The sequence below is a fragment of the Synechococcus sp. genome (assembly GCF_982614295.1).
Genome location: NZ_CEXBMR010000004.1, coordinates 1 through 24331, shown reverse-complemented (window position 1 = coordinate 24331; position 24331 = coordinate 1). Strand labels below are relative to the sequence as shown.

The following is a 24331-nucleotide window of genomic DNA, read 5'->3' as shown; positions in this document are numbered from 1 at the left end:
AGGTTTCTGCCGCCAGATGAATCAATTTCTCCCGTTTGCCTGGTTCGGTGGCCGCTGCGTGCCATTTGCTGAAGCCACTCTTTCTGTGGCCACCCATGCCTTGCATTACGGCACAGGCGCTTTTGGCGGCATGAGGGCTATACCTAATCCAGATAATTCACAAGAAATACTGCTGTTTAGAGCCGATCGCCATGCGAAGCGATTGAGTGAAAGTGCGAAGCTCTTGCTCACAGAATTAAGCGCAGAGACGGTCATGGATGCCGTTAGGCATTTTTTAAAGGCAAATAAACCAACAAAGCCCAGTTATTTAAGGCCATTTGTATATACCTCAGATCTTGGAATTGCGCCGAGATTACATGATATTGAAACTGATTTTTTGATATACGGTATAGAGTTAGGTGATTATTTATCACCAGATGGTGTTACTTGCAGAATTAGTTCATGGACCAGGCAAGAGGACCGATCCCTTCCGTTAAGAGGAAAAATCAGCGGCGCTTACATAACCAGTTCTTTAGCAAAAACCGAAGCGGTTAAAAGCGGTTTTGATGAAGCGTTACTTTTAAATAGCCGCGGTAAGGTAAGCGAAGCAAGTGGAATGAACTTGTTTATTGTTCGCGATGGTATTTTGTTTACCCCCGGAGTTGATCAAGACATATTAGAAGGAATTACAAGAGCCAGTGTTATCGAACTAGCTCGCAGCATAGGTATAGAGGTGGTGGAAAGACCGATAGATAAAACTGAATTATTTATAGCTGATGAGGTATTTCTTACTGGAACAGCGGCTAAAGTAACCCCAGTGCGACGGGTGGAAAGCACAGAATTAGCCACATACAGACCCGTTATGGATACGCTTAGAGAAAGGCTCACCGCCATTACTGAAGCCAGAGACCCTAAATTTGAACATTGGGTAACCAGGGTGAACATAGGGGAATGACAAGTTTTCTTGAACGGCTCCACAGCCCGCAGCGACCGGTGTTGGTGTTCGATGGAGCAACGGGCACGTCATTACAGCAGATGGAGCTCACCGCAACTGATTTTGGTGGTGTCGCTTTAGAAGGATGCAACGAGATATTGGTGCGTACACGGCCCGATGTAGTTAAGGAGGTGCACAGGCAATTCCTCGAGGCTGGTTGCGATGTAATTGAAACAAATACCTTCGGCTCTACATCACTAGTTCTTGCTGAATACGATCTTCAAGCAGAAGCATTTGAACTAAACAGGGAGGCTGCCAACCTGGCCAGGGAGATGGCCGATGCCTACAGCAGCGAGGAAAAACCTAGATACGTAGCTGGTTCGATCGGACCAACAACTAAGTTACCCAGTCTTGGCCACGTAAGTTTCGATGTAATGAAGGCCTGTTTTGCTGAACAGGGTCGCGGTCTTTTAGCTGGAAATGTGGATTTATTCATTGTGGAAACCTGCCAAGATGTATTACAAATAAAGGCTGCATTAAGCGGATTAGAACAAGCATTTGAAGAAACGGGTGAGAGGCGCCCGATAATGGTTAGCGTAACGATGGAAACAACTGGCACGATGTTAGTTGGTTCTGATATAGCTGCAGTTGTTGCAATATTAGAACCGTTCTCAATCGATATCCTTGGCTTAAACTGCGCCACCGGACCAGAGCAAATGAAGGAGCATATGCGCTATCTAAGTGCCCATGCTCCATTTGTTGTTAGCTGTATCCCGAATGCTGGTTTGCCTGAAAATGTTGGCGGTGTTGCTCATTATCGCTTAACCCCCATAGAGATGAAGATGGCACTTCATCATTTCATCGAAGATCTTGGCATTCAAGTTATTGGCGGATGTTGTGGTACCACCCCTGCTCATATTGCAGCCTTGGTGGAATTGGCAAGAGAATTAAAACCTGCCCCTCGCCAGGTTCGACTCCCAGTGCAACGCATTGAGCGGCCCCAGCTTCAAGCTGAATCTGCAGCCGCTTCTCTTTACAGCACCACTAGCTACGAACAGGAAAATTCTTTTCTTATAATCGGTGAGAGATTAAATGCAAGCGGCTCAAAAAAAGTACGCGAATTGCTTAATGAAGAAAATTGGGATGGATTAATTGCTGTTGCCCGCAACCAAGTAAAAGAGAATGCTCATATCTTGGATATAAATGTTGATTATGTTGGGCGAGATGGTGAATCTGACATGCATGAACTTGTTAGCAGGCTTGTAAACAATGTAAATCTTCCATTAATGCTTGATTCAACCGAATGGCAGAAAATGGAGGCTGGTCTTAAAGTTGCTGGTGGAAAATGTTTACTTAATTCCACTAACTATGAAGATGGCGATGATAGATTCTTCAAGGTGCTTGAATTGGCTCGAAGCTATGGGGCGGGAGTTGTTGTTGGCACAATCGATGAAGAAGGTATGGCCCGCACTGCAGAAAGAAAATTTGCAATAGCAAAACGCGCCTATTTAGATGCTTTGAAATATGGAATTCCGGCAAGAGAAATTTTTTACGATCCCTTGGCGCTACCAATCTCTACCGGAATAGAGGAAGATAGGCGCAATGCTTGTGAAACAATTAAAGCAATTAAACGAATACGCACCGAATTACCTGGAGTTCATGTTTTACTAGGAGTTAGCAATATTAGTTTTGGTTTATCCCCAGCGGCTCGGATTGTATTGAATTCTATTTTCTTACACGATTGTTGTGAGGCTGGAATGGATGCGGCAATAGTTAGCCCTGCTAAAATATTGCCTCTTATAAAAATTAGCGATGCACATCAGAAGGTTTGCCGCGATCTTATCAATGATTTACGTGAGTTTGAAAATGGTGTTTGTAGCTACGACCCCCTCACAACTCTCACCACCTTATTTGAGGGGGTAAGCGCAAAAGAAGCCAGGGAATCTGGACCATCCTTGGCGGATCTTGCCGTTGAAGAGCGCTTAAAACAGCATATTATCGATGGGGAACGAATCGGATTAGAAGCTGCCCTGATGGAGGGTTTGCTGCAATACAAACCTCTAGAGATTGTTAATACTTTTTTACTTGATGGTATGAAGGTTGTTGGCGAATTATTTGGTTCTGGTCAAATGCAACTTCCATTTGTTTTGCAGAGTGCTGAAACTATGAAAAGTGCTGTTGCATATCTAGAACCCCATATGGAAAAAATAATCGGCGCTGATGGTAAGGTTGAAAGCTCAGCTAAAGCAAAGTTACTGATAGCAACAGTAAGAGGGGACGTTCACGACATTGGCAAGAATCTCGTAGATATTATTCTCACAAATAACGGCTACGAGGTTATTAACCTTGGCATTAAACAATCCGTAGAAGCCATCATTGACGCTCAGCAAATTCATAAAGCTGATTGTATTGCGATGAGTGGCTTACTAGTGAAATCTACTGCATTTATGAAGGATAATCTAGCCGCATTTAATGATGCGGACATTAATGTTCCGGTTATTTTAGGCGGGGCGGCACTCACGCCTAGGTTTGTTAATAAAGATTGTAGAGATGTTTATAATGGCCAGGTTATTTACGGGCGAGATGCTTTTACTGATTTACGATTTATGGATGCTTTAGTTGCTGCAAAAAAAACTGAACAATGGGATAATAAATCTGGTTTTCTTGGTATTGCACCTGAAGGATTTGGTGCTGAAGTTGTATCTTTACCCGCCGAAACTAAGTTAGACGCTTTTGAAACACCCAATCCTACTAATCCTAATTTAAATGAATTAGTTATATCAAACGATCGCTCTGATGCAGTACCGGAAGAAGTTTTCATCGAACCCCCATTTTGGGGCACTAGGGTTTTGTTGGAAGAAGAACTACCAATTGATCAAATTTTTGCTTATTTAGATAAACAGGCTCTGTTTGCTGGCCAATGGCAACTTAGGAAAAATCAAAAGCAAACACGCTCTGAATATGAATTGATGTTGCAAGAGAGGGCTGAACCTGTGCTAACTGAATGGGTGCAGAGAATTCGCGAAGAAAAACTCTTGTCACCTAGGGTTATTTACGGATATTTTCCTTGTGGTAGAAAAGCAAACAGTGTTGTTGTATATGACCCTTTAAATTCAGATAAATGTCTTGGAAAGTTTGAGTTGCCTCGTCAGAAATCTGGTAACCGCTATTGCATCGCAGATTTTTATAGAGATTTACAAAATGAGAAACCCACAGATGTGTTACCAATGCAAGCTGTAACTATGGGAGCAGCTGCCACGGAGTTTGCTAAACAATTGTTTGAAGACAATAAATATACTGATTATCTCTATTTTCATGGTCTTGGTGTTCAATTAGCTGAAGCGCTTGCCGAGTTGGTTCATGCGCGTATCCGCAAAGAAATGGGTTTTGAAAATGTGGAGCCGAAATCCCTAAAGGATGTCCTTGCCCAGCGTTATCGCGGCAGCCGCTATTCGTTTGGTTATCCAGCCTGCCCGAATGTTGCAGATTCCCGGCCTCAATTGGACTGGTTAGGGGCCGATCGGATTGGTCTAACAATGGATGAAAGTGATCAACTTGATCCAGAACAGAGCACCACAGCGCTAGTGGCTCTACACAGCCAAGCCCGTTATTTCAGCGCGTGATGCTGGCATGACAGCCTGACGGTTGATCTGATTGTTTTCATGGCAATTTCAGGGCCTGATGGCGTTGATGCTGCAATCGCAGCTGGTGTAGATCTCGATGGCTCAGCAATCCCCGCGGAAATGCTGGCCCTCTATCGAGAAGTAATGGATCTAGAGAGTGCCCGGGCCCGCAGCGGCGTCACAAAGTCAATGCGCAACAGAATTGTTCGAACAGGCGCAAAGCATTTAGATCGAGACGTTCTCAATAATCGCCTCATTTTGGCCGGCTGGGAGGGCCTCAAACCCAAGGAAATTGCCTTTTATTTCAGCTAGCTCTATTCGGGTCTACGCCCCTCAAGAGCATCAATAACTTCTTGCTGAAACGCTTCCAAGCTGCTGGAATCGGAGAGGTCGAAACCCTCTCCTGCGGCATTTTGGGTGAGTTCCTGAAAATGGAAGGCCCCCTCACCATTGGCTAAAAACTCCATAGCTGATGTTTCGCCGCTCTCGGCAAAGGCATCCACTAAGGCATGGAATGCCGCATCTTCGGTGAAATCCCAGCTCATCGGGTGCTTGCAGGTTGGAGAATTTGGGTGTTTTGTAACCAGTAAAAGCTGGCCACCCCAAGACCCATAGCGCCTCCCCCCCCGATTCCGTCAAGTGTTTGTTCCGATTTATCAGACTTATGACCACATCAACATCGATTTTTAACGTGCTTGGTACAAGCCTGAAGAGCTGTGGATGCCAGCCCCTCACAGGTTGGTTTCGCGATGGCAGCTGCCGTACCAACGCGGCAGACCTTGGCCGGCACAGCGTATGTGCCGTGATGAGTGAATCCTTCTTGAGTTACAGCAAGGCCCAAGGCAACGATCTCTCAAGCCCCAACGAAGCAAATGCTTTTCCAGGTTTGAAACCTGGTGATCGATGGTGTCTTTGCGCGCCTCGCTGGCTTGAGGCCTACTGGGATGGCATGGCCCCCCAAGTAGTGCTTGAAGCTTGTGAATTTTCAACTCTCGAGGTAATTCCACTCGAATTGCTGCAGGAAAAAGCCCTACCAGGGGATGCTTTGCCCGTCCCAGGCAAGGAACCTGCCTGATTCAAGAGGGGTCTGCTTGGCTATTAGCGATACCAGTTGCTCGGCTGCCCGCTCAGCACTAAAAAGTTTTTCCGGAGCCACAGCGGTTCTGAAGGGCTCAGAAAGCGCAGTGGCAGTGGTACCTGGATGCAGCAAAGTTACTGCCACAGCTGGTCTTCTCCGTTGCCATTCAATTGCAAGAGTGCGAAGCAGTTGGTTCTGCGCAGCTTTTGCAGCGCGGTAGGAATACCAACCGCCAAGTTGGTTGTCGCCAATGCTGCCAACCCTGGCGGAAAGGCTTGCGAACCAAGCCTGCTCGCCATGCCCAAAGGCCTCATCCACGGCTTTGGCAAGCAGGATTGGTCCAAAGGCGTTCACCGCAAATGATTCCTCTAAACCAGTGCGGCTTACTGCCTGCAGACGCTTTTCAGGCCCAATCCCTCCACTATGAAGCCATCCAGCGGTGTTGATCACCAGCCTTAAGGGCCCATGCTGCTGCAATTCAGTTTTTAAATCGTTTAGGGATTGCTCTGAGCAAATATTTAGCGGCAATGGTCCACCCCTACCGGCCCTTAATAGCTTCAGTTTTGGAGCTTCTCGCTCTAGAACCACACCAATAGCTCTACCAATGCCCCCTTGGCCCACCACAAGGGCAGTACCCTCCAGCTGATCCCAATTGAGGTTGCGAGCCATTGCTAACACCACGAAGGGGCGCATGATGGCAACTGAAGGGGGTTAAGCGTTTGGTCTTGTCGATTTCCCTGCTAGGTGGTGGTGCTTGGGGCAGCACCTTGAAGCATCTTTTTGGGCAGTCGGGCCATCGAGTTGAGCTCTGGCGTCGATCCAATGGTTTTGATGCACTTTCAACCTTGCAACACTCCGATCTAGTGGTGTGTGCAGTTGCTTTTGCTGGTGTTGAGAGCCTTGCGCTGCAACTTTCAAGCTGGAATTGCCATGCGCCACTGCTGAGCTGTTCCAAAGGGTTGGACCCCCTAACTGGCTCTACCGCCAGCCAGATTTGGCAAAAGTATTGTCCGCAGCGGCCGTTGTTTGTGTTGAGCGGCCCAAACTTGGCAAAGGAATTGGCCAACGGCTTACCTGCCGCCAGTGTGCTGGCAGGCACTGATCAACTTTTATTGGCAAAGCTGCAGAAGGAGTTAAGTAGCGACTGCCTCAGGCTTTATCGAAATAATGATCCCGTGGGAACAGAGGTGGCGGGGGCATTGAAAAATGTGATCGCTATTGCCGCTGGAGTGTGCGATGGTCTTTGCCTCGGTTCAAATGCCAGAGCATCTCTCCTCACGCGTGGTTTAGCGGAGATGGGCCTTGTGATTCAAGCCCTCGGCGGTAAAGCGGAAACTCTTTACGGCCTCGCTGGTCTTGGTGATCTTTTAGCTACTGCAACCAGTGCGCTGAGTCGTAATTATCGATTTGGCAATGCATTAGCAGAGGGATTAACAACCAGCGCTGCCCTTGAGCGAATTGGGGCGATTGTTGAAGGTGTGCCCACCTGTGAGGCGGTATTAGCCCTTGCTGCTAAAAAACATTTGAGTTTGCCAATAGCAACCGAAGTGCAACAACTTGTAGAGGGACGTTGCGATCCCCGCAGGGCGCTTCAAAAGTTAATGGAAAGGGAATTACGCCACGAATGATCAGCAGCACACACCAAGGCATAGCCATCTGCGCTTTTGATGCATTCAGTGAAGTCCCACTGGGCGGCAACGGGGCCACGGTTGTTTTACTTGATAAACCAGCATGCACAAACTGGATGCAGGCTCTTGCTACAGAATTAGCACAATCAGAAACTGCCTTTTTATGGCATAACAAACAACAATGGTGCTTGCGCTGGTTTACACCAAGCTGCGAGGTATCTCTGTGTGGCCATGCGAGTCTTGCCGCGGGCCTTGCCTTGTATCAATGGGGAAAATTTGATCTAGGTGAAGAGTATTTCTTTTCAACTAGCAGTGGAGATCTCAGAATCGAAGTACATTCAGCAAAACTTGCCAGCTTAGATCTACCAACCACAGGTTTAACGTTTCGAATTCAAGAGGCTTGGATGGCAGAGCTGCTGGGTACAAGTCTTCTTAATCAATGGAGCTCAGGACTTGCCTATGGGGTTTTGCTTGTGTCAGCAAGCTTTCCCCTAAGCAAGCTTGATCCTCAAAATCCTGTGTGGCGCAATGGACCAGAAAAAGCTTGGCTGGTTATGCAAGCAGCAGAGACACCTCACCACTACCAACTGCGGTTTTTTGCCCCTGGTTTGGGTATTAGCGAAGATCCAGTTACAGGTTCAGCTCACGCTTTAGTAGCGCCTTGGTGGTGTGAGCAGCTAAATCTTTCTGAAGTGAGCGGCTGGCAGCCCTCCCAGCGACCAGGAGGAATGCTTTGCATTCCACAGAAAAACAGTCAAATTAGAATTAAAGGCAGCGGCACACTGCTTTGGAAAGGGGAGCTGCCCTGGATTTCAACTAACAGTGATGGGGTGGCATGGAAAAAGTAGAACGCCTAAAGCTATTTCTAAAGCGCCATAGTGGCAGCCTTTTTTTGTGCTCCGCCCCTTTATTTTTTGCGGCGTTGGTTGTAGTACTTATTTCTCCAAGTTTAAAGCCTCAGCAATCACAACTAGATCCAGCAATGCTAGAGGCTTTACTAGAAGATCCAATAAAAAATGAAAATAATAAAATTATATCAAAGCAAAATAAGAGATCCTTAAATACTCAGCGCCTTGATTTAAAAGTTCCTAATGCTGATCAACCAGCTCCTTCACTGGAGATAAGGGTGATGCTTCAGGAAACAAAAAGCACTTCAAATGTTGGTGCAAACGGTCCTTGGCAATTGCAGTTGCGCAATGGCAACACCTGGAGATCTGGCCAAGGAATGCTACCCCTAAATTGCATTGAGGGCCTGCTGCAGATCGGCGATGATAAAGGGCCTAATGAACTATGGCTCAGGCCTAATAATGGAGGAATAGTTGCACTTGATGCTAAGAGTTACCGCGGTGAATTTAGATTTTATTGCGAACGTGGAGGTCTTATAATCGTGAATCATCTACAACTTGAGGATTACATAGCATCAGTAGTAGGAGCTGAAATGCCAAGCGATTGGCCGGAGGAGGCATTGCGGGCTCAAGCGGTTGCTGCCCGTTCCTATGCCTTGGCCCACATGGCTCGACCCGCAGATCCCCATTGGAACCTTGGCGCCACAACTCGCTGGCAGGCATACGATGGCTTGGAAAGTGAAAGTGAAGCTTCGCGGGTGGCAGGCAGCTCAACGATGGGCCTAGTACTTAGTTACAGAGGCGGGATTGTTGAAAGTCTTTATGCCGCCGATAAGAAGATAACTATCGAAGCCCATGGCCATTTGGGCGCAAGTATGAGTCAACATGGAGCAAAAGAGTTGGCTCAACAAGGATTTCGATTCTCACAAATATTAGCTAGATACTATAGGGGTGCCAATTTAGCTCGATTGAAGAGGTCGGCATGAATTCTTTAGCAGAACAATCTCTGGCCTGCCAAAGAAAAGCTATTTCTCTTGGTGCTTTGGTACCTCTACAAACAGAAATTTTAAAGTCTGCATCCTGGGATCCTTTCATACTCCGCAAACTGCATGGCTACACTCCAAAGCATTTGAAAGAGGTTGGACCAAAACAAAATCCTTTCTCACCTTGGGATCGAAATTTAGAACTTAATAAACTTGATCAACATATACTTTTGCTTAATAAATATCCTGTTGAACCAGGACATTTACTTCTGATCACAAGGGATTGGAAACCCCAAACAGGCTGGCTAAGTGAATGTGATTGGCAGGCATTAAGAGAGGTTTGGCAAATGCAAGCTGGCCTATGGTTTTTCAATAGTGCTCCGGAGGCAGGAGCAAGTCAGCCCCATAGACACTTACAACTCTTACCTCGAGCTAAGGGAGAAATTATATGTCCAGAAGCTGAGAGATTTGAGGCAAATGCTGTTGCAAATAAGTCTTCTTGGCCGTGGAAAGTTGGCTTAAAAGCAACACCAAATAATGAGTTACCAAGCTTAGATTTTCTGATTAGATCATATGCTGAACTTGCAGAAACTCATGGAGTTGGCAACCCAAATAAGGATAAAATCCCGCTTCTTCCTTACAATTTACTAATAAGTAATAAGTGGTTTGTCTTAATTCCGAGATCAAAAGAAGGGCATAAGGGTTTCAGCCTTAATGCCCTCGGATACGCTGGCTTCTTGCTGGCTACAGCTGAATCAAACCTTGCTTGGCTGCATGAAAATGGCCCTTCCCAGTTACTAGCAGAAGCAGCCATTCCTACTCATTAGTTTGATCGCGCTCCATCTGAGCCTCAAGGGTGCCAATAGCCGCGTTTACAGCCGCTAGCTGCCTTTCCACGGCATCGCGCCAGCCTTTGAGCATGTAGAGCTTACGGCGCTGGTGCCTGGCCCTTGAGGATTTGAGGTCGGTATCGTTCCAGCAGCAATCTGGCATCGAAAACATGGGAAAATAATCAAACCAATTAGGTTCTAGCCAACCTTCTGTGGCTTGTGTTGTCCCCTTGCCTAAATTCCGTGACATCACAGGACAGCAAGGCTCCATCAGCCTTTGGCCTGCCAAAGATTTTTAAAACTGCATCTAAAATCACCAAACTGCATAGAGCTAATCTCATATTGAGACAGGTAGGCCCCACCGGTCTTATGCGCCAAAAATATTTGGCTTTGCTTGTATTGCCTTTTTTGGCGCCTGTTGCAAGATCAGAGGTGTCCTTGATGGCCGGTCAACAAGCCAGACCATTAAATGGCACCTTCAATAATGTGCCTGTGCTGCATTCCAACCAACCTGAGGAGGTGGCTGGACCAGGGATACTCGTGAGCACCACCTCGGGGGACGCCCTGGCTGAAAATGGCCAGAGGTTAAACCATGCCACTTATACGTTTAACGGCGAATTTGGCGTTCATGCCCATCACAAATATCATCCCTTAGCTCAAGAGAGGCGCCTATACGGAACAAGACGCAGCCAACTTACTATCGCCGCGATCGCTATAAATCCTGGGGATCGAGATGTTGTCCTTCAATTTGAACGCGGCTCAGTTAAAAATAGTTTTGAAGCTCCTTATCAATCAAACAATTTACTCGGTGTGATTCCTCAAGGTCATCGGCCCTGGAATACAGGCCCAGGGGCTGCAACCGCCGCTCAAATGATGCGGGGAACCCTTGATAGGAAATTACCTGAAGCAATCCGGATCCCACCTCGCAGCCGCATAGTAATTTTTAGTACGGATTTGCCCTCAAACGGCATTGCTAATGCATTAATAAAAGGTCGTAGCGATGGAGCTTTTCAATTAGCAGTGGTTGCTGCCAAAATGCCTAAGTCTGATCAGGAAATTATTAACATTCTTGATTCTGATCAATTTGCACCAGGCCGTACATATTTAAATAAAATAAATAAGATTAAGGATAGAAGTGTATTTTCAAGAGTTGCAGGTGTAGCAATAGGAGATACGTATCAAGCAAGTGTTATCCACAACCTTCTTGAGATGCCTTTACATGTTCCGCTTACCACAACAAATCGCCACAATTTTGGCACCGGAGAGAATCAGGTAAATCCATTAGTAACAAGAATGCTTGATTCCTCTTTAGATAATATTGGTACTTACGGAGTTAGGTTTGATCTAGACATGAGTTTGGTTGGTAATGGGCCATATAAATTGGTTTTGAGTCATCCAACCCTGCGAGGTCGTCAATTCGTATCATTTCGAGGAACCATCGGTTTAAAAACAATTAATGGCTATGAAGAGCTACATGTTGGAATGAGATCTGGGCAAAGTTTAGTGCTTAAATCTCTTGATCTCACGCCAAATCAGCCTCAGAACATTCGTTTGAGCTTGGTATATCCAGCTGATGCAACGCCAGGCCATCTGCTTAGTATTGTTTCAGATACGCAATTGGGTATGTTGCGGAGTAAAGAGGAGGCCTTGAAAAAAGCACGCAAACAATCAGAAGCTATTCCAATGTTTGTTATGGAACCTCCAGCTACGGCTGAGCTAAAGCTTGCTCCTCGCAAGGCTCCGATCAACTCCGTTAAGCGGCAGGTACCTGTACCTATACCTCCACCACAATTGCCAGCACTTCCTCCTGCGATGTTACCGATAGGTGGTTGGCCTCCCTCATTGCCAGCGATGGTTGATACCAATAGGCCGCATAAATTAATTAGAAACTGGCTTAACCGCTAGTTCCACATCTACAAAGTCCCCTTGGCAAACAGCCCAGACGAACGCAAAGTAACACTGGTTCTCCAGTGTGCTGCCATTGAGCAGCTAGACCGTTTGCGTAAGCAGTGGGGAATGAGAAGTCGCGGCCCAGCGATTGAGCGCTTACTTGAGATTATTTTAAAAGATGAATCAGAGCTCGAAAAGGAGCAGGAAGCTAGTGAAAACTATGAAAATTCGTTAGTTCAGCACGTTCAAGGGGCACTCGTGCTGATATCTCTAGCTGGTGAGAATGAGGATATTCCAGATTGGCAAGTTGATGAATCTGATCAGCGCCCTTCAGCAATTGATCTACCAGGATTCGTATCAAAGCGCACACAGCAATTAAGGAGAAGTTTGCAAACACCTGTTGTTGATCCGCCAACGAGTGTTGGAATTACCTTAATAGATTCGCGCCAGTTAGATGAGTGTATTCAAGCGGTACAAACCCATTGGATGAATCTTTACGGAAACGAACCAAATCAAGCTGTACTAGAAGCTGGTATGCATTGGTTGAGCCACGACATATGGCCCCTATCTGATGCCAGTGAGGGAAATATGTTCACATGGAATGCGCTTCAGCAGGTGATGATTGGCTATGCCCCCAGCTGGGATTTACGGGATCCATCAGTTGATCGTGTCATTATTGCTGCCGGTTTGCTGGAAGATCCTTTTGGTGGATTAGCTCTAAAAATAAGAATTCCATCATTGGTGGGCCGGATGACTCAGCGGCTGAGGCGGCGGCGGCGAGGGACTCCGTTTCTTGATCTCCAAGCAACGATGACAACCCAAGGAGCACTGCAACTTCTAAAACTTCCAACTAGTGCTGGTTGCAGTCTTACATTGCAAGATATTCGGGAAGCCTACCGACATCAAGCGGTTGCCGCTCATCCCGACGCAGGTGGCGACCCTGAGGAAATGAGAAGACTTAATGAGGCATATCAACTTCTCAAGCAAAGATATCTAAAACCCTTATAAAACCTTTTAAAATACTTGAAATAATATCTACGCTATAAAACATTTACATTGTCCCGTAACTCTTATCTAAGAATTGATATAAGACTTGAAATGAGACTCATCTAATATTTGCAAGACTATTTTTTATTCAATTTTTCATTTTGATATTTTTTGATTTTTTCATTTGTCCTCCCTATGGGTTTTGCTCCCTTTAAGTAATTGATTGATTTCTAGGCTCCTTCTGGTTCTGTCCAACTTATTGTCCAGCTCTTCCGGGAAAAGCTTTTATGGCAGTGAATATCAACTGTAAATACTCGGTTTTTTATATAAAAATAATGCTGAGTATCTGTGTTTATCACAGGTACTCAAAAATATCTAATCATTTTCTTATGCATCTCATTTAAGACCTGCTTTAGTTCTTAGATTGATTCTTAGATGGGATGAATGGAATAAGATTGCTAGGCAAATAGCAACAAGAATTCTGCAGGCAGGCTGAGCTAAGTGTTGTCAATCTCACTTAAGTCTTGCCGTAGGTCTTTAATCAAGAATTATTTGAGATTAACTAGACTTAATTTTTTTATTGCCTAGGCGCTGGTTTGCATGCCTTGGATCAAGTAATTGAAATAGGGCTCCAATAATTTTGAATCTTCTGCTGAAACAAGCGATACCGAGGCAGCCTTCATGCAACGCATCGCTTCCACCATTCCCTGCATGGGCACGCCAAGGCTGTTGTACATCTCTCTAGCCCCTACAAGCCCTGTGTTTTCGATGAAACGGGTACTTCCAGCAAGAACTCCATAGGTAATTAATCTCAAATACCAACCAAAATCCCTTAGACACTGAGCCCTTTGTTTCTGACCGTAGGCATTGCCCCCCGTAGCCACATATTCTGGTTTGATACTAAAAAGCTGCTTTGCAGATTCAGCAACGATTTTTTCTTCGTTCTCGCTCAGAATTTTTGCCACCCTTAGGCGCTGAGTTCCACCACTAAGGAAATCAACCATCGATTGCAATTCGCCACCACTGGGGTAACGCAGCTCATCGTCTGCTTGAAGGATCAGATCGCGTACAACGCTCATCGCAATGCCGGTGCCTAATTCAGCTTATCTAACTCAGGCCACCAAGCTGCCCAAATCGTTTGTTTTGCCTTGGTCTGTAACGCCACGACTTATGGTCGTGTTGTGAAAACAAATCCCAGCCAGCCAAATCTGCTCACCCTTGAGATCCGCGATCTCAGTGGGGAGGGTGATGGCATCGGTGAAGAAGGCGGAAAAATAGCCTTTGTTAATGGTGCTTTGCCTGGTGAACAGGTGGAAGCTCGCCTCACCGGAGCATCCAAAGGTATGGTGCGCGGTGAAATTCGTAAATTGTTGCGTGCTTCACCTGAACGCCGTCTACCTGCTTGCATCCTTGCTGGTGATTGTGGCGGCTGCAGCCTTCAGCACTGGAATGATTCAGCGCAGGCAAACTGGAAACAAAGCCGAGTTCAGCAAGCATTAAAAAGAATCGGTGGCCTTGAAATAGAGGTTCAGCCAATCCTCGCGGCAAAAGCGGTTTTGGGTTATCGCAACCGGGCAATCATCCCAATCCAGCCCTCAAGCCATGGAATAAAGGCTGGTTTCTACAAACGTCAAAGTCACGATGTAGTGAATATGAATCACTGCCCAGTGTTGGATCCACGCCTCGATGCACTTATTGCACCAATTAAGCAGGATCTAGAAGAATGTGGCTGGCCCGCTTACTGCGAAGCAAGCCACAGCGGTGAACTACGACATCTTGTTTTGAGGATTGGCGCCAACAGTGGCGAAATACTCCTGGGTTTAGTGGTGAGAAGTTCCCCTCTGGATGGGGTTGATGTACTGGCTCAGGAATGGATAGAGCGATGGCCTGCAGTAGTAGGAGTTGTGCTGAACACTCAACCAAAACCAACAAACACTCTGCTTGGCCCCACCCAGCAACTAATCGCTGGAAGGCCATGGCTTCTAGAGCGATTTGCTGAATGCAGCTTTGCCATTGGCCTTGATACTTTTTTTCAGGTTCATACTCCCCAAGCAGAAAAACTAATCCCACTTTTACAGCAGGGCCTCGCACTAAAAAGTGGTGAGGTTTTGATTGATGCATTTTGCGGTGTTGGAACCCTCGGCCTGCCATTAATTTGCGGCGGATCAAGGTTAATTGGAATCGAACAACATCAAGCAAGCATTGAAAGAGCTGAAGATAATGCTCGCCTTAATAATTTAGAAAATGCAGAATTTATAAATGGGTCGGTGGAAGAAAAACTTGCTGAACTATTGCCAATAGCTGATGCGCTTTTATTAGACCCCCCTCGCAAGGGTCTTAGCGAACGTTTAATTGCAACTATCAATGAATGTCCACCGGAACGGATCGCATACGTAAGTTGTAATCCATCAACATTGGCTAGGGATCTTGCTCGCCTCACCAGTGGCGGTGAATTGGAATTAATTTCTGTTCAACCAATTGATTTTTTCCCTCAAACAACCCATTGCGAGGCTGTTGCTTTACTTAGACGCGTAACTTCGCGTTAAAAGTTTTTTGCAACAATTCAATTATATTTAGCATAGGTGCTTCCACTTGCTCATCTCTTAATGTGCAATCTTCAGCTCTAAACCTAAGCCTCACAGCTATACTGCAAAAACCAGGATCTACTTGAGCACCAGTATATCGATCTAATAACTGCACATTTTCCAAAAGAGAACCCCCCCATTTACGCATTGAGCCAAGTATGAGGTTGGCCTCTATGGTTTCAGACACAACGAATGCCAAATCTCTTTCGCTCGCTGGCACGGTTGGATAGGCTTTAAATACGGGGTTAAAAAGTTTATTTGCACTGGCAGCTGTTAATAATTGTTCGAGCTCAAAATCAAAGAGGCAACAACCACTAGGGAGCTTGTGGCTGTCTGCTAATTCAGGATGTATTTCGCCAAATATTCCCACCACCTTCCCATTGAGATACAAACTAGCAGCTCGGCCAGGGTGTAATTGTGGTTCGCCATTATAGGTTTTATCCTGTAATTCCAAGCCAATTTCTCTAAAAGCTTGTGCAATAACTCCCCGCGATTTGTAGTAATTTGGATTAATCATTTGCCCACTATTGCTCCATAATTCTGAGCCTTTATGGCCGCAAATAATGCCTGTTAATCGAATTGTTTCGGCATAAAAATTATCAATTTTTCTAAATACTGTGCCAATTTCAAATCCCCAAAATCCAGGTTGTGGGGATTGTAAGTTTCGGCTAGCTGCAAGGAGTAATCCATCACTTAAATTAGTACGAAGATTGCCATAATCTGCTAAGAGTGGATTAGATAATTCTACTTGCTCAGTATTATCATTAGGATCTTTCGGTACTAATGATAAATGTGTTAATTCCTGAAGGCCCGCTGCCCGAAGTGCGGAGCAAAGGCGCCGTTGCAATTCCTCCTGTGCGCTTAAACCTCCAGGCTCCAGCGGATCAGGAAGGTGGCTGCAAAAGCGGTCGTAGCCAACTAGGCGCGCCACTTCTTCAATTAGATCAACCTCCCTCTTGAGATCACCCTGGCGGGCCGGTGGCACCAACACATGCCATATTTCGGATTCAGCTTGGGCTTCCCCTTCACTACGAACATGGCAGCCCAAGCTCTCAAGAATATTTACCACGTCTTCACTATTGATTTCTTCATAGCCTGAGTCGCCTCCATCAAGGGGCCCTAACAGTTTTTCAAGGGCGCTTCTGCGAAAAATAATTGGCTCGATCTCCTCTTTACTTTTGGCTGCTACCCAACGCCTAGTTGCTTTAGCGCCACAGATTTCTTGAAGTAAATCCACTGCACGATCAGCTGCTGCTAAACAATTGGCCTTTGCAACCCCTCTTTCAAAGCGCGCAGAAGATTCACTGCGAAGTGAGGCGGCTCTACTGCTGCGTCGCACTTGAGGGGCTGAGAATACTGCCGCTTCTAATAAAATGGCTTTCGTTTGCAATTGAACCGAGCTGGCTTCACCGCCCATCACTCCGGCTATTGCAACAGGAATATCCTGCTCTGTAACCAATAAATTCTCACTAGTTAATTTTCTCTCTATCCCATCTAGGCATTTAAAAGCTTCGCCTGGTTTTGCTAGCCGCAAGGCAAAGCAAGCAGCTTCACCCACCATGTTGCTGTCGTAGGCGTGGAGTGGTTGCCCCGTTTCAAGCATCACCAGATTTGTGATGTCTACAACGTTATTAATGGATCTTTGCCCCGCGCCCTCGAGCCGGCGTTGCAACCAGAGGGGAGATGCCGCCACTTGCACATTTTCTAGTGCCGTAAGAGAAAAAAGTTCGGAAAATTCAAATAGCGATTCACTTTCTAAATTCTCAGCTTTTGAGCCCTTTGAAACCTCTGGAAAGACAACAGATAACTGTTCAAGTGCAGCCACTTCTCTTGCTAACCCCAGCATCGACAGGCCATCAGCTCGATTTGCAGTGATTGCTAACTCAAAAATTCGATCATCCAGTCCTAGTAACGGTCCAACCGGTTGACCTAATTGAGGTAATTTCTGAGCTGAGGAAAGGGCAATTTGCTCCAGGTCTGCAATTCCATCAACATCTGTGTGAAGGCCAAGTTCAGCGAGGGAACAGAGCATTCCGCAACTATCTACCCCTCTTAATTTCGCCGGTTTGATATCAAGTTTTATTGCTGGCAGATAGCTTCCAACAGTGGCTACAGCCACAGCCATACCCTCTCTTACGTTGCTCGCACCGCAAACGATTTGTAAAGGTGCGCTAGCGCCTATCGAAACATCGCAAATATTTAATTTTGTGGCATCAGGGTGGGCTGTTTTGCGCTCAACTCGTCCGCAAACCACCCCATTAGCCCTCAGGCTTAGATCCTCATCCGCTTCCACTTCGAATCCAGCCATCGAGAGCTTTTCAGCTAGAGAAGTTGGATCACAGCTGAACGGAACTAGCTCCCTGAGCCATTGCAGCGAAACGCGCATTTAAAAGCAAGAGCAGCGGCTGGATCCTACCGATTGCAGGCACCCAATCGGTTATGCTCATGGATTGTCACACCGCAAGTTAGAAGCGGCGCAACGTCCTTATGGCCAAAAACAAGGGCGTCCGGATCGTGATCACCCTCGAGTGCACGGAATGCCGGTCCAATCCCTCCAAACGCAGTCCTGGGGTGTCTCGTTACACCACGGAGAAGAACCGCAGGAACACCACCGAACGGCTGGAGATCAAAAAGTTCTGCCCCCATTGCAACAAATCAACTGTCCATAAAGAAATCAAGTGAGTTGAGCGAAGCTCATCATCTCAAAATTTCTTTGCTTCCTGCACCTATTTCCTAGTTGCGGTTTTTAGTTTTTTCCTCTGAATTCCAATGTCCAGTTCATTCTTTAAAAAGCGTCTCTCCCCAATCAAGCCAGGCGATCCTATCGACTATAAGGACACTGAGCTTTTAAAAAAATTCATAACTGAGCGTGGCAAACTACTGCCGCGTCGCATGACAGGCTTAACAGCTAAACAACAGCGCGATTTAACTAATTCTGTTAAAAGAGCTCGTATCATGGCTCTGTTACCATTTGTAAATCCTGAGGGTTAATGTGTAAGCATTAACTTAAAGAAGTTTATGATTAATATTTAACTGTGCAAATTGGCGATTTAGTTGGTTACGTGCCCGAGGGCCGTGCACCACGAATAGGATTGATAAAGGATTTAAAAACTGGAAAAGCAGTATTACATTCCCCACCAGAGGCCAAGCTAAGTAAGGGATATCCAGTTAGGGAGCTTTTTTTAATCGCATCTTGTAGCCATTGGCCTGATAAAGATCTGTTGAATGGCCTATGTTCTATTAAATTAGCTTCCAGCATATTTGCAACTGCGTGGATACAATCCCAAAACAAAGAAAATTTTAGCTCAAGCGGTCTTGGGGCAAACCTTTTAGATTTTAGTAAATTACTTTTCAATTCTCCTTCTCCAGCTGAGCTCGCATCTTGTTGGCTTTCCCTGGCGGCGAATCAAGATTTATTTAGATTGAAGCGTGATAATATCTGCGCCCGCAATATTGATGAATTGCGCTCTTTGCGGGGCACGCGGCGACGCAAGTATTTGGCATTAGAAATTAAAGCTGCTTTAGAATTAGTTCAGCCTTCAACTTTTATCGCCAATGAAGAATTTCCGCACGAATGCTTAATAGAAGCTGAAAAACTCCACTCGCAATGTTTGGACTTTCAAGAAGGAGACAACGATCGCATTGATCTCACTTATTTGCGTTGCTTCAGCATTGATGATCCAAGCACCCTCGAGGTTGATGATGCGCTCTCGTTGGAAATTGATCTAGATGGCCGGCAGAAGATATGGATTCATGTGGCAGATCCCCATCGACTTATTGCCGCTAATAGTTGTCTTGACTTAGAGGCAAAACGGAGAGCTTCAAGTCTTTATTTAAGTGACAGGCTAGTGCCCATGTTCCCACTTCAACTTGGCGCTGGCCCATTTAGTCTTACGCCTGGGCTTAATAAAGCAGCCCTAAGTGTTGCCGTATGCCTCGATAGCGATGGCTCAATTTTAAGTTGTGATATCTATCGATCCTGGGTTCGCATTACCTATGCGCTCAGTTACAACGATGCAGACGAACTTATTGACCTTGCCCCCCCCGAGGATCCTGATCTTTCCTTATTGCATAATTTGCTTTTAACTCGCCGCACCTGGCGCCTAGGGCAGGGCGCATTAATGATGGATCAGGCAGAAGGTCGGTTATTTCGAACTGAAGGGGAACTAAAACTTGAAATTACAGAGCCGTGTTTGGCAAGGGCAATGGTTGCTGAAGCAATGGTTTTAGCTGGAGCAGCGGTAGCCAATTGGGCAGAAAAACTACATTTAGCGATGCCCTTTCGGGGTCAAGCAGGCAACCAAAGTCTTAGCGAACAACAATTGCTAGCCATACCACCAGGAGCTGTGAGATGGGCTCACCAACGCCTTGGCCTTGGGCGAAGCCGATTGCATTCAAGCTCTTCCCCGCATCAAGCTCTTGGCCTAGAAAGCTACCTGCAATGGACATCTCCAATACGTAGATATGCTGATCTAATGGCCCATCGCCAGTGGTTGCAATATTCAGGTTTACTAAAAGGAACCCCAAATAATGAAGAAGATATCAAACCTCAGCTTGAGCAATTGGAGCAGCAAAGTAAGGAGGTAGCCCAAATAAGTAGAGAAGATCAACGGGCTTGCTTGCTTGAATGGCTGCAGCTGCAAAAACAAAAAAGGGAGTTACAGCCAGCAATTATGTTGCGTTGGCTCCGAGAAGATCAGGATCTTGCACTTGTGCGGATAGAAGCGTGGGCAATGGAATTACCTGCTCGTTTGCGCGATAGGGCAATTCCAGGGGATTTGCTAAATATACAAATTCAAGAAGTTGATCCAGGCCGAGATTTATTGCATCTCAAAGCAACAATTGGTTGATTCTCCACCACGGACCCCATGGATTCCAACGGCCAAGGGCGGTTATTCGTTTGCCGTGCAAATTTGCCATTTGCATTTTTACCAATGGCTCAAGGCTGATAAGAGGCCATTCGATTCCATCCCAATAACCAAGCCATTGATCTTCTGCTTTGATATTTAGCTCCATTATTTGGGCTTGTTCGCCTGGTTCTGATGGGGGAGCCAAGGGGGAGCAAGTTTTGGAATTTTCATTAAGGGCGGCCATCTGCTGATCTCGCCAATTGGATGAATGCCAAGGCAGATCTTCCAATATGAACGGAGCTAACGGTGCCTTTTGATCATTGATTAAATGTTGCTGTATCTGCCTCACCTTGAGATCCGAAGGCAGCAGCCCCCCTCGAGAGCACAGGGCTGCTGCCATACCAGCAGCTTGACCAATATTTAGAATTAAAGGACCCAATCTCGTGGCGCCGTTAGCTATATGGCTAACACTAATTCCCTTATCTGCCATTAATAAATTTGATATTTCAGCGCCATAAAGACAATCAAAGGGTATACAAAATGGTGTGCCGCTCCATCTTCCTCCCCAAGGAATTGATTTTGGCGCCAGGGGCCAATCTGCACCAGGATAATGGTGATCGTTTGGATAATTACCAACAGCAATGCTATTTTTAGTATTTAATTTATTTTTTTGATTAGGTAATAGATCTTGTTCAATAACTGTGCAGGCACCAATTAATCGTCTGCTCTCACGCCAATAGGCCTGAAGGGCTAAACAACCCCCGGCCTGATTCGATGGGAATGCATTAGCAGGCTGCAATAAACCATTGCTAATTACTTGCAATTCATTCAAAAAGTTAAGGCTGTGATTTTGCATTGCAGCGCGATGTTCGCTGATACGAACTTTTGAGCCGCTGAAGGGTGCCCTAGGATCTTGATGCCAATCGTTTCCGGCTTTGGGCCAATTCAGCATCAGCCAATTTTGTGGAAGATGTCCATAGCTAAGGGTTCTAAGCAAACCGTGGGGATTAAGGCAATCATTAAATGGCGGGTTCGCTTGTTTTAATTGGGGAATGAATTGATTACCCACCAAGCTGCCCTTCCACTTACCGATAACAACCCAAGTTGGAGATTGAACAGGTTGAGCGGTAAAAAATGGATCTTGCTTCAGCTGTTGCATAGGGGGAGCACTGGGCTCGTTCCATTGCTCTTTAGGTTCCCAGCCAAAACGATGTTTTATGCCGGCTAAAGCAAGGCTTTCTGCTAATTCAGTGCCATCAATAATTAAATCAAACTTAACCTGGAGTTGAGAATTAGAATCGCTGAATATCGCTTCCACCAGCCTGTTACCCAGTCTGTTCAGTTTTTCCAAATTCATCCCGCTGCGCCATTGCAGATTTGGTTCAGCTGCCAGCCAGCCCTGAAATATTTCCTCTGCTTGGCCGGGTTGAAAACCAAAACAACTAACCCAGTTTTGGTCTAACCCTTGGGGCACTTGTTGCCTTAGTTGGCGTAGCAACGCACCCCACAAACCTGTTTGCCAGGGGCTCAATTCGTTGCCATCCGGCGCGGAAACACCGCTGGCACTCAGCATTCCCCCCACCCATGCCCCTGGCGTAACGAGCAAGCACTTGGTTCCGCTGCGGGCGCATTGCAAGGCTGCTCCAAGGGCTCCGCTGCCGCCCCCAAGTATTAGTACCGGCGTGGATATGGTTTCAAGGCTTAAAGGCATAATTTTTTAGCAAATGTGGAACTTGGCAGTCCGCACCACCTGGGTAAGATCAGTGGCGATGACTACCACCCTCACTTCTCCGCTCTACTACGTCAACGATCGTCCCCATATCGGTAGTGTTTACACCACTTTGGCCGTAGACGCCCTCGCCCGCTATCGGCGCCAGCGTGGGGAGCAAGTGGTTTTTGTTACCGGTTGCGATGAACATGGGCAAAAGATACTTCGCACCGCTGAACAAGCCGAAATCCCACCTCAATTACATTGCGACAAAATTAGCGCTGAATATGTACAAAATTGGGCTGAATGGGGAATTAGCAACGATCGTTTTATCAGAACTAGCGATCCCCGCCATCGTTTAATTGTTAATCAATTCTTTGAAAGAGTACAGGCGAATGGAGATATTATTGAGGGTAGGCAACAAGGTTGGTATTGTGTTGCCTGCGAGGAGTATAAAGACGATGCCTTCTCTTCTAATAACCCAACTTGCTCAATTCATCAAAAGCCCCTTGAATGGCGAGATGAAAGTAATTTATTTTTTCGTTTATCTCGCTATCAAGATCAAATTAACTGTTTAATTTCAAGAGATGGATTTATACGCCCTGCCGCACGGCGCCGTGAGGTAGAAAATTTTGCTGCCGCTGGATTACATGATTTTTCAATTTCTCGCGTTGATTTGCCGTGGGGTATACCTGTACCCGGTCATAACAACCACACTTTTTATGTTTGGTTTGATGCCTTACTCGGTTACATCACAGCCTTATTAGAACCAAATGATCCTCCAGATTTAGATCTTGCCCTTTCGCGGGGATGGCCCGCAAGTTTACATATAATTGGCAAAGATATATTGCGTTTTCATGCTATCTATTGGCCTGCAATGTGTCTTTCAGCAGGTATTGAACCCCCAAAGGCAGTTTTTGGCCACGGTTTTCTCACCCGAGAGGGCCAGAAAATGGGCAAATCATTAGGTAATACACTTGATCCAAATGCACTTATTAAATCCTTCGGGGTAGATGCTGTTCGTTGGTACTTACTACGCGACATCCAATTTGGTGATGATGGTGACATACAGCAAAAACGTTTACTTGATCTTGTTAACAATGATCTCGCAAATACTATCGGAAATCTTGTTAACCGCAGTATTGCCATGGCAAGGAAGTGGTTTGATGGCGTGCCAGAACCAAATATCCTTCCAGACAAAGATCATCGTCTAGCTATTGTTTGTGTGCAAATCAGTTCCCAACTTGATTCTAGATATATAGAGCTTAACTTTCGCTCCGCTGCTGAGGATGTTCTTCTATTAGCTGCTGATGCAAACGGGTTTCTTAGCGAAACAGCTCCATGGTCTGCCATTAAGGATCCCAACAATAGAGATCAAGTTGCCTCTGATTTATATGCAGTACTCGAATCTTGCCGCTGGCTCGGCGTGCTGTTATATCCCCTTCTCCCAGCACTAAGTATCCGTTTGCTTGATCAATTAGCAGAACCTTCCCCCAACTGGGAGACCCAGTTGCATTGGGGCTTACTAACTCCCGGTAAAAAGCTTGCAGAACCAATTCCCCTAATGCAGCGCCTAGAGCTGGAGAATGAATTGTGAATATTGCAGGCCCTTTGGTCGGCTTGGTTTTGCTACTTTCTGCTTGCCAAATTTCAGAAGATTCAACTGCAAAAGCCCCGGTACCATTTAAATTTAAGCAGCTAAAATTACATCAAAACGACCGAAGCGGTAAAAAACTATGGGATCTACAGAGCCCTAAGGCTAGCTATCGCATCAATCAGCGCATTGCATACATTGAGATGCCCGAGGGTTTATTATATCGCAATGGACAAGCTTCGTATAGAATTACAGCTAAGCGCGGTACAATTATTAACGATGGTGAACAAATTGAATTAATTAACTCAGTAAAATTAACTACTTTGGATTATCGTAAAATTACTTTATTAGCCGGCCGTGCCATCTGGAAGCCAGCTGAGAATATCATCGACTTAATTGACAAACCACAGGCGCTTGATCCCACGAGAACACTTAGCGCTGGCAAAGCCCGATTTCATATAAATCGTGAGGATTTGGAATTGAAGCAATCGCCCCGTTTACTGATCTGGACAAAACAACAGAAGGCACCTGAGTTACCACAACTTGATCTCCTAGTAAGAACTGCAAACTGGAATCTTATAAATGGCAAATTAAATGCTGCTGGTCCGATCAAAAGCCTGCAAAGGCCCCAAAAAGATCAGCAACGCTTTTTAACTGCAGTAGCCCTTGAGGGCAATACCAAAGAGGAATGGCTCGATTTTTTTCCGCCAGTGGTCATTACAGATCCAGCAAAGAAAATGGAACTAAAAGCTGGCCTTAGCAGGTGGTGGATTAAACAAGAGCGCATTACATCGCTCGATTATGCGGAAGCTAAGCT

22 protein-coding genes are annotated in these 24331 nt (G+C 45.9%); 16 read left to right on the top strand and 6 right to left on the bottom strand.

The genetic code is table 11. The annotated features are described in order from the left end of the window. The first annotated feature begins 16 nt into the window (after positions 1 to 16). From AC2JC8_RS01365 to AC2JC8_RS01355, 3 genes are read left to right on the top strand one after another with little or no spacing between them, the layout of a single operon-like run. Positions 17 to 934, top strand: a complete 918-nt coding sequence (locus AC2JC8_RS01365) for a branched-chain amino acid transaminase (RefSeq protein WP_484400213.1) — start codon at positions 17 to 19, stop codon at positions 932 to 934. Then, positions 931 to 4536: a methionine synthase gene (metH, locus tag AC2JC8_RS01360; RefSeq protein ID WP_484594072.1), complete on the top strand. Its 3606-nt coding sequence runs from the start codon at positions 931 to 933 to the stop codon at positions 4534 to 4536. Before AC2JC8_RS01365 ends, metH begins: the two co-directional genes overlap by 4 nt. A 39-nt stretch (positions 4537 to 4575) precedes the next feature. Further along, a complete protein-coding gene (locus tag AC2JC8_RS01355) occupies positions 4576 to 4848 on the top strand; it encodes a small RNA NsiR4-regulated ssr1528 family protein (RefSeq protein ID WP_484400210.1) in 273 nt (90 codons plus the stop codon). Between the two features lie 2 nt (positions 4849 to 4850). Here AC2JC8_RS01355 and AC2JC8_RS01350 read toward each other — a convergent pair whose 3' ends face one another. Beyond that, complete coding sequence (locus tag AC2JC8_RS01350) at positions 4851 to 5081, bottom strand: hypothetical protein (RefSeq protein WP_255132475.1); 231 nt, start codon at positions 5079 to 5081, stop codon at positions 4851 to 4853. Positions 5082 to 5200: 119 nt separating this feature from the next. On the opposite strand from AC2JC8_RS01350, the gene AC2JC8_RS01345 reads away from it, so the two are divergent. Beyond that, on the top strand, positions 5201 to 5611 hold the full coding sequence (locus AC2JC8_RS01345; protein WP_295457399.1) for a DUF2237 family protein: 411 nt from the start codon (positions 5201 to 5203) through the stop codon (positions 5609 to 5611). Here the strand turns inward: AC2JC8_RS01345 and AC2JC8_RS01340 are convergent. Beyond that, positions 5567 to 6307, bottom strand: a complete 741-nt coding sequence (locus AC2JC8_RS01340) for an SDR family NAD(P)-dependent oxidoreductase (RefSeq protein WP_484400209.1) — start codon at positions 6305 to 6307, stop codon at positions 5567 to 5569. The two genes, AC2JC8_RS01345 and AC2JC8_RS01340, sit on opposite strands and share 45 nt — an antisense overlap. A 32-nt stretch (positions 6308 to 6339) precedes the next feature. On the opposite strand from AC2JC8_RS01340, the gene AC2JC8_RS01335 reads away from it, so the two are divergent. Genes AC2JC8_RS01335 through AC2JC8_RS01320 form a run of 4 tightly spaced genes read left to right on the top strand, consistent with a single transcriptional unit; the run spans position 6340 to position 9897 of the window. Next, a complete protein-coding gene (locus AC2JC8_RS01335; RefSeq protein WP_484400208.1) occupies positions 6340 to 7242 on the top strand; it encodes an NAD(P)H-dependent glycerol-3-phosphate dehydrogenase in 903 nt (300 codons plus the stop codon). Further along, positions 7239 to 8090: a PhzF family phenazine biosynthesis protein gene (locus AC2JC8_RS01330; RefSeq protein WP_484400207.1), complete on the top strand. Its 852-nt coding sequence runs from the start codon at positions 7239 to 7241 to the stop codon at positions 8088 to 8090. Before AC2JC8_RS01335 ends, AC2JC8_RS01330 begins: the two co-directional genes overlap by 4 nt. Further along, on the top strand, positions 8078 to 9073 hold the full coding sequence (locus AC2JC8_RS01325; RefSeq protein WP_484400205.1) for a SpoIID/LytB domain-containing protein: 996 nt from the start codon (positions 8078 to 8080) through the stop codon (positions 9071 to 9073). Before AC2JC8_RS01330 ends, AC2JC8_RS01325 begins: the two co-directional genes overlap by 13 nt. Then, positions 9070 to 9897 carry an ATP adenylyltransferase family protein gene (locus AC2JC8_RS01320; protein ID WP_484400204.1) on the top strand — a complete coding sequence of 276 codons (828 nt, stop codon included), beginning with the start codon at positions 9070 to 9072 and terminating at the stop codon, positions 9895 to 9897. The genes AC2JC8_RS01325 and AC2JC8_RS01320 overlap by 4 nt, the downstream gene beginning before the upstream one ends. On the opposite strand, the gene AC2JC8_RS01315 is transcribed toward AC2JC8_RS01320, so the two are convergent. Then, a complete protein-coding gene (locus AC2JC8_RS01315; protein ID WP_484400203.1) occupies positions 9887 to 10150 on the bottom strand; it encodes a sigma factor SigF in 264 nt (87 codons plus the stop codon). The genes AC2JC8_RS01320 and AC2JC8_RS01315 overlap by 11 nt on opposite strands. Here AC2JC8_RS01315 and AC2JC8_RS01310 point away from each other — a divergent pair. Together AC2JC8_RS01310 and AC2JC8_RS01305 are read left to right on the top strand one after the other, a co-directional pair. After that, positions 10144 to 11805: a DUF3370 family protein gene (locus tag AC2JC8_RS01310; protein ID WP_484400202.1), complete on the top strand. Its 1662-nt coding sequence runs from the start codon at positions 10144 to 10146 to the stop codon at positions 11803 to 11805. The two genes, AC2JC8_RS01315 and AC2JC8_RS01310, sit on opposite strands and share 7 nt — an antisense overlap. A gap of 21 nt (positions 11806 to 11826) precedes the next feature. Then, positions 11827 to 12798: a molecular chaperone DnaJ gene (locus AC2JC8_RS01305; protein WP_484400200.1), complete on the top strand. Its 972-nt coding sequence runs from the start codon at positions 11827 to 11829 to the stop codon at positions 12796 to 12798. A 563-nt stretch (positions 12799 to 13361) separates the two neighbouring features. Here the strand turns inward: AC2JC8_RS01305 and AC2JC8_RS01300 are convergent. Beyond that, positions 13362 to 13856: an allophycocyanin gene (locus AC2JC8_RS01300; protein WP_484594071.1), complete on the bottom strand. Its 495-nt coding sequence runs from the start codon at positions 13854 to 13856 to the stop codon at positions 13362 to 13364. A 102-nt stretch (positions 13857 to 13958) separates the two neighbouring features. Between AC2JC8_RS01300 and rlmD the strand changes: the two genes are divergently transcribed. Beyond that, positions 13959 to 15323 (top strand): 23S rRNA (uracil(1939)-C(5))-methyltransferase RlmD, encoded by a 1365-nt coding sequence (gene rlmD / locus AC2JC8_RS01295; protein WP_295476127.1) that lies wholly within the window; start codon positions 13959 to 13961, stop codon positions 15321 to 15323. On the opposite strand, the gene pheT is transcribed toward rlmD, so the two are convergent. Beyond that, complete coding sequence (gene pheT, locus AC2JC8_RS01290; protein WP_484594070.1) at positions 15301 to 17748, bottom strand: phenylalanine--tRNA ligase subunit beta; 2448 nt, start codon at positions 17746 to 17748, stop codon at positions 15301 to 15303. The two genes, rlmD and pheT, sit on opposite strands and share 23 nt — an antisense overlap. Positions 17749 to 17849: 101 nt before the next feature. On the opposite strand from pheT, the gene rpmG reads away from it, so the two are divergent. The 3 genes from rpmG to AC2JC8_RS01275 all read left to right on the top strand — a co-directional run bounded on the left by rpmG (position 17850) and on the right by AC2JC8_RS01275 (position 20212). Then, complete coding sequence (gene rpmG, locus AC2JC8_RS01285) at positions 17850 to 18044, top strand: 50S ribosomal protein L33 (protein WP_106499878.1); 195 nt, start codon at positions 17850 to 17852, stop codon at positions 18042 to 18044. 87 nt (positions 18045 to 18131) lie between these two features. Continuing rightward, entirely contained in the window at positions 18132 to 18353 is a 222-nt protein-coding gene (gene rpsR / locus AC2JC8_RS01280) for a 30S ribosomal protein S18 (protein ID WP_255131737.1), read from the top strand. 431 nt (positions 18354 to 18784) lie between these two features. Then, the gene (locus tag AC2JC8_RS01275) at positions 18785 to 20212 is read left to right on the top strand and encodes a ribonuclease catalytic domain-containing protein (protein WP_484594069.1); all 1428 of its coding nucleotides are present in this window, start codon (positions 18785 to 18787) and stop codon (positions 20210 to 20212) included. Here the strand turns inward: AC2JC8_RS01275 and AC2JC8_RS01270 are convergent. Then, positions 20193 to 21923: an FAD-dependent oxidoreductase gene (locus AC2JC8_RS01270; RefSeq protein ID WP_484594068.1), complete on the bottom strand. Its 1731-nt coding sequence runs from the start codon at positions 21921 to 21923 to the stop codon at positions 20193 to 20195. The two genes, AC2JC8_RS01275 and AC2JC8_RS01270, sit on opposite strands and share 20 nt — an antisense overlap. 58 nt (positions 21924 to 21981) lie before the next feature. On the opposite strand from AC2JC8_RS01270, the gene metG reads away from it, so the two are divergent. Both metG and lptC read left to right on the top strand, forming a co-directional pair. Next, complete coding sequence (gene metG / locus AC2JC8_RS01265; protein WP_484420206.1) at positions 21982 to 23517, top strand: methionine--tRNA ligase; 1536 nt, start codon at positions 21982 to 21984, stop codon at positions 23515 to 23517. Beyond that, positions 23514 to 24331 (top strand): LPS export ABC transporter periplasmic protein LptC (gene lptC, locus AC2JC8_RS01260; protein WP_484594067.1); only part of this gene is annotated, 818 nt, incomplete at its 3' end. The genes metG and lptC, both read left to right, overlap by 4 nt.

What these genes read in the sequence shown, in the direction of transcription:
- AC2JC8_RS01270 (WP_484594068.1), bottom strand. Translation starts at nt 21,923, where the DNA reads ATGCCTTTAAGCCTTGAAACCATATCCACGCCGGTACTAATACTTGGG.
- metH (WP_484594072.1), top strand. Translation starts at nt 931, where the DNA reads ATGACAAGTTTTCTTGAACGGCTCCACAGCCCGCAGCGACCGGTGTTG.
- AC2JC8_RS01320 (WP_484400204.1), top strand. Translation starts at nt 9,070, where the DNA reads ATGAATTCTTTAGCAGAACAATCTCTGGCCTGCCAAAGAAAAGCTATT.
- rpmG (WP_106499878.1), top strand. Translation starts at nt 17,850, where the DNA reads ATGGCCAAAAACAAGGGCGTCCGGATCGTGATCACCCTCGAGTGCACG.
- AC2JC8_RS01340 (WP_484400209.1), bottom strand. Translation starts at nt 6,307, where the DNA reads ATGCGCCCCTTCGTGGTGTTAGCAATGGCTCGCAACCTCAATTGGGAT.
- pheT (WP_484594070.1), bottom strand. Translation starts at nt 17,748, where the DNA reads ATGCGCGTTTCGCTGCAATGGCTCAGGGAGCTAGTTCCGTTCAGCTGT.
- AC2JC8_RS01355 (WP_484400210.1), top strand. Translation starts at nt 4,576, where the DNA reads ATGGCAATTTCAGGGCCTGATGGCGTTGATGCTGCAATCGCAGCTGGT.
- AC2JC8_RS01315 (WP_484400203.1), bottom strand. Translation starts at nt 10,150, where the DNA reads ATGTCACGGAATTTAGGCAAGGGGACAACACAAGCCACAGAAGGTTGG.
- AC2JC8_RS01365 (WP_484400213.1), top strand. Translation starts at nt 17, where the DNA reads ATGAATCAATTTCTCCCGTTTGCCTGGTTCGGTGGCCGCTGCGTGCCA.
- AC2JC8_RS01345 (WP_295457399.1), top strand. Translation starts at nt 5,201, where the DNA reads ATGACCACATCAACATCGATTTTTAACGTGCTTGGTACAAGCCTGAAG.
- AC2JC8_RS01350 (WP_255132475.1), bottom strand. Translation starts at nt 5,081, where the DNA reads ATGAGCTGGGATTTCACCGAAGATGCGGCATTCCATGCCTTAGTGGAT.
- rpsR (WP_255131737.1), top strand. Translation starts at nt 18,132, where the DNA reads ATGTCCAGTTCATTCTTTAAAAAGCGTCTCTCCCCAATCAAGCCAGGC.
- AC2JC8_RS01300 (WP_484594071.1), bottom strand. Translation starts at nt 13,856, where the DNA reads ATGAGCGTTGTACGCGATCTGATCCTTCAAGCAGACGATGAGCTGCGT.
- AC2JC8_RS01330 (WP_484400207.1), top strand. Translation starts at nt 7,239, where the DNA reads ATGATCAGCAGCACACACCAAGGCATAGCCATCTGCGCTTTTGATGCA.
- AC2JC8_RS01325 (WP_484400205.1), top strand. Translation starts at nt 8,078, where the DNA reads ATGGAAAAAGTAGAACGCCTAAAGCTATTTCTAAAGCGCCATAGTGGC.
- metG (WP_484420206.1), top strand. Translation starts at nt 21,982, where the DNA reads ATGACTACCACCCTCACTTCTCCGCTCTACTACGTCAACGATCGTCCC.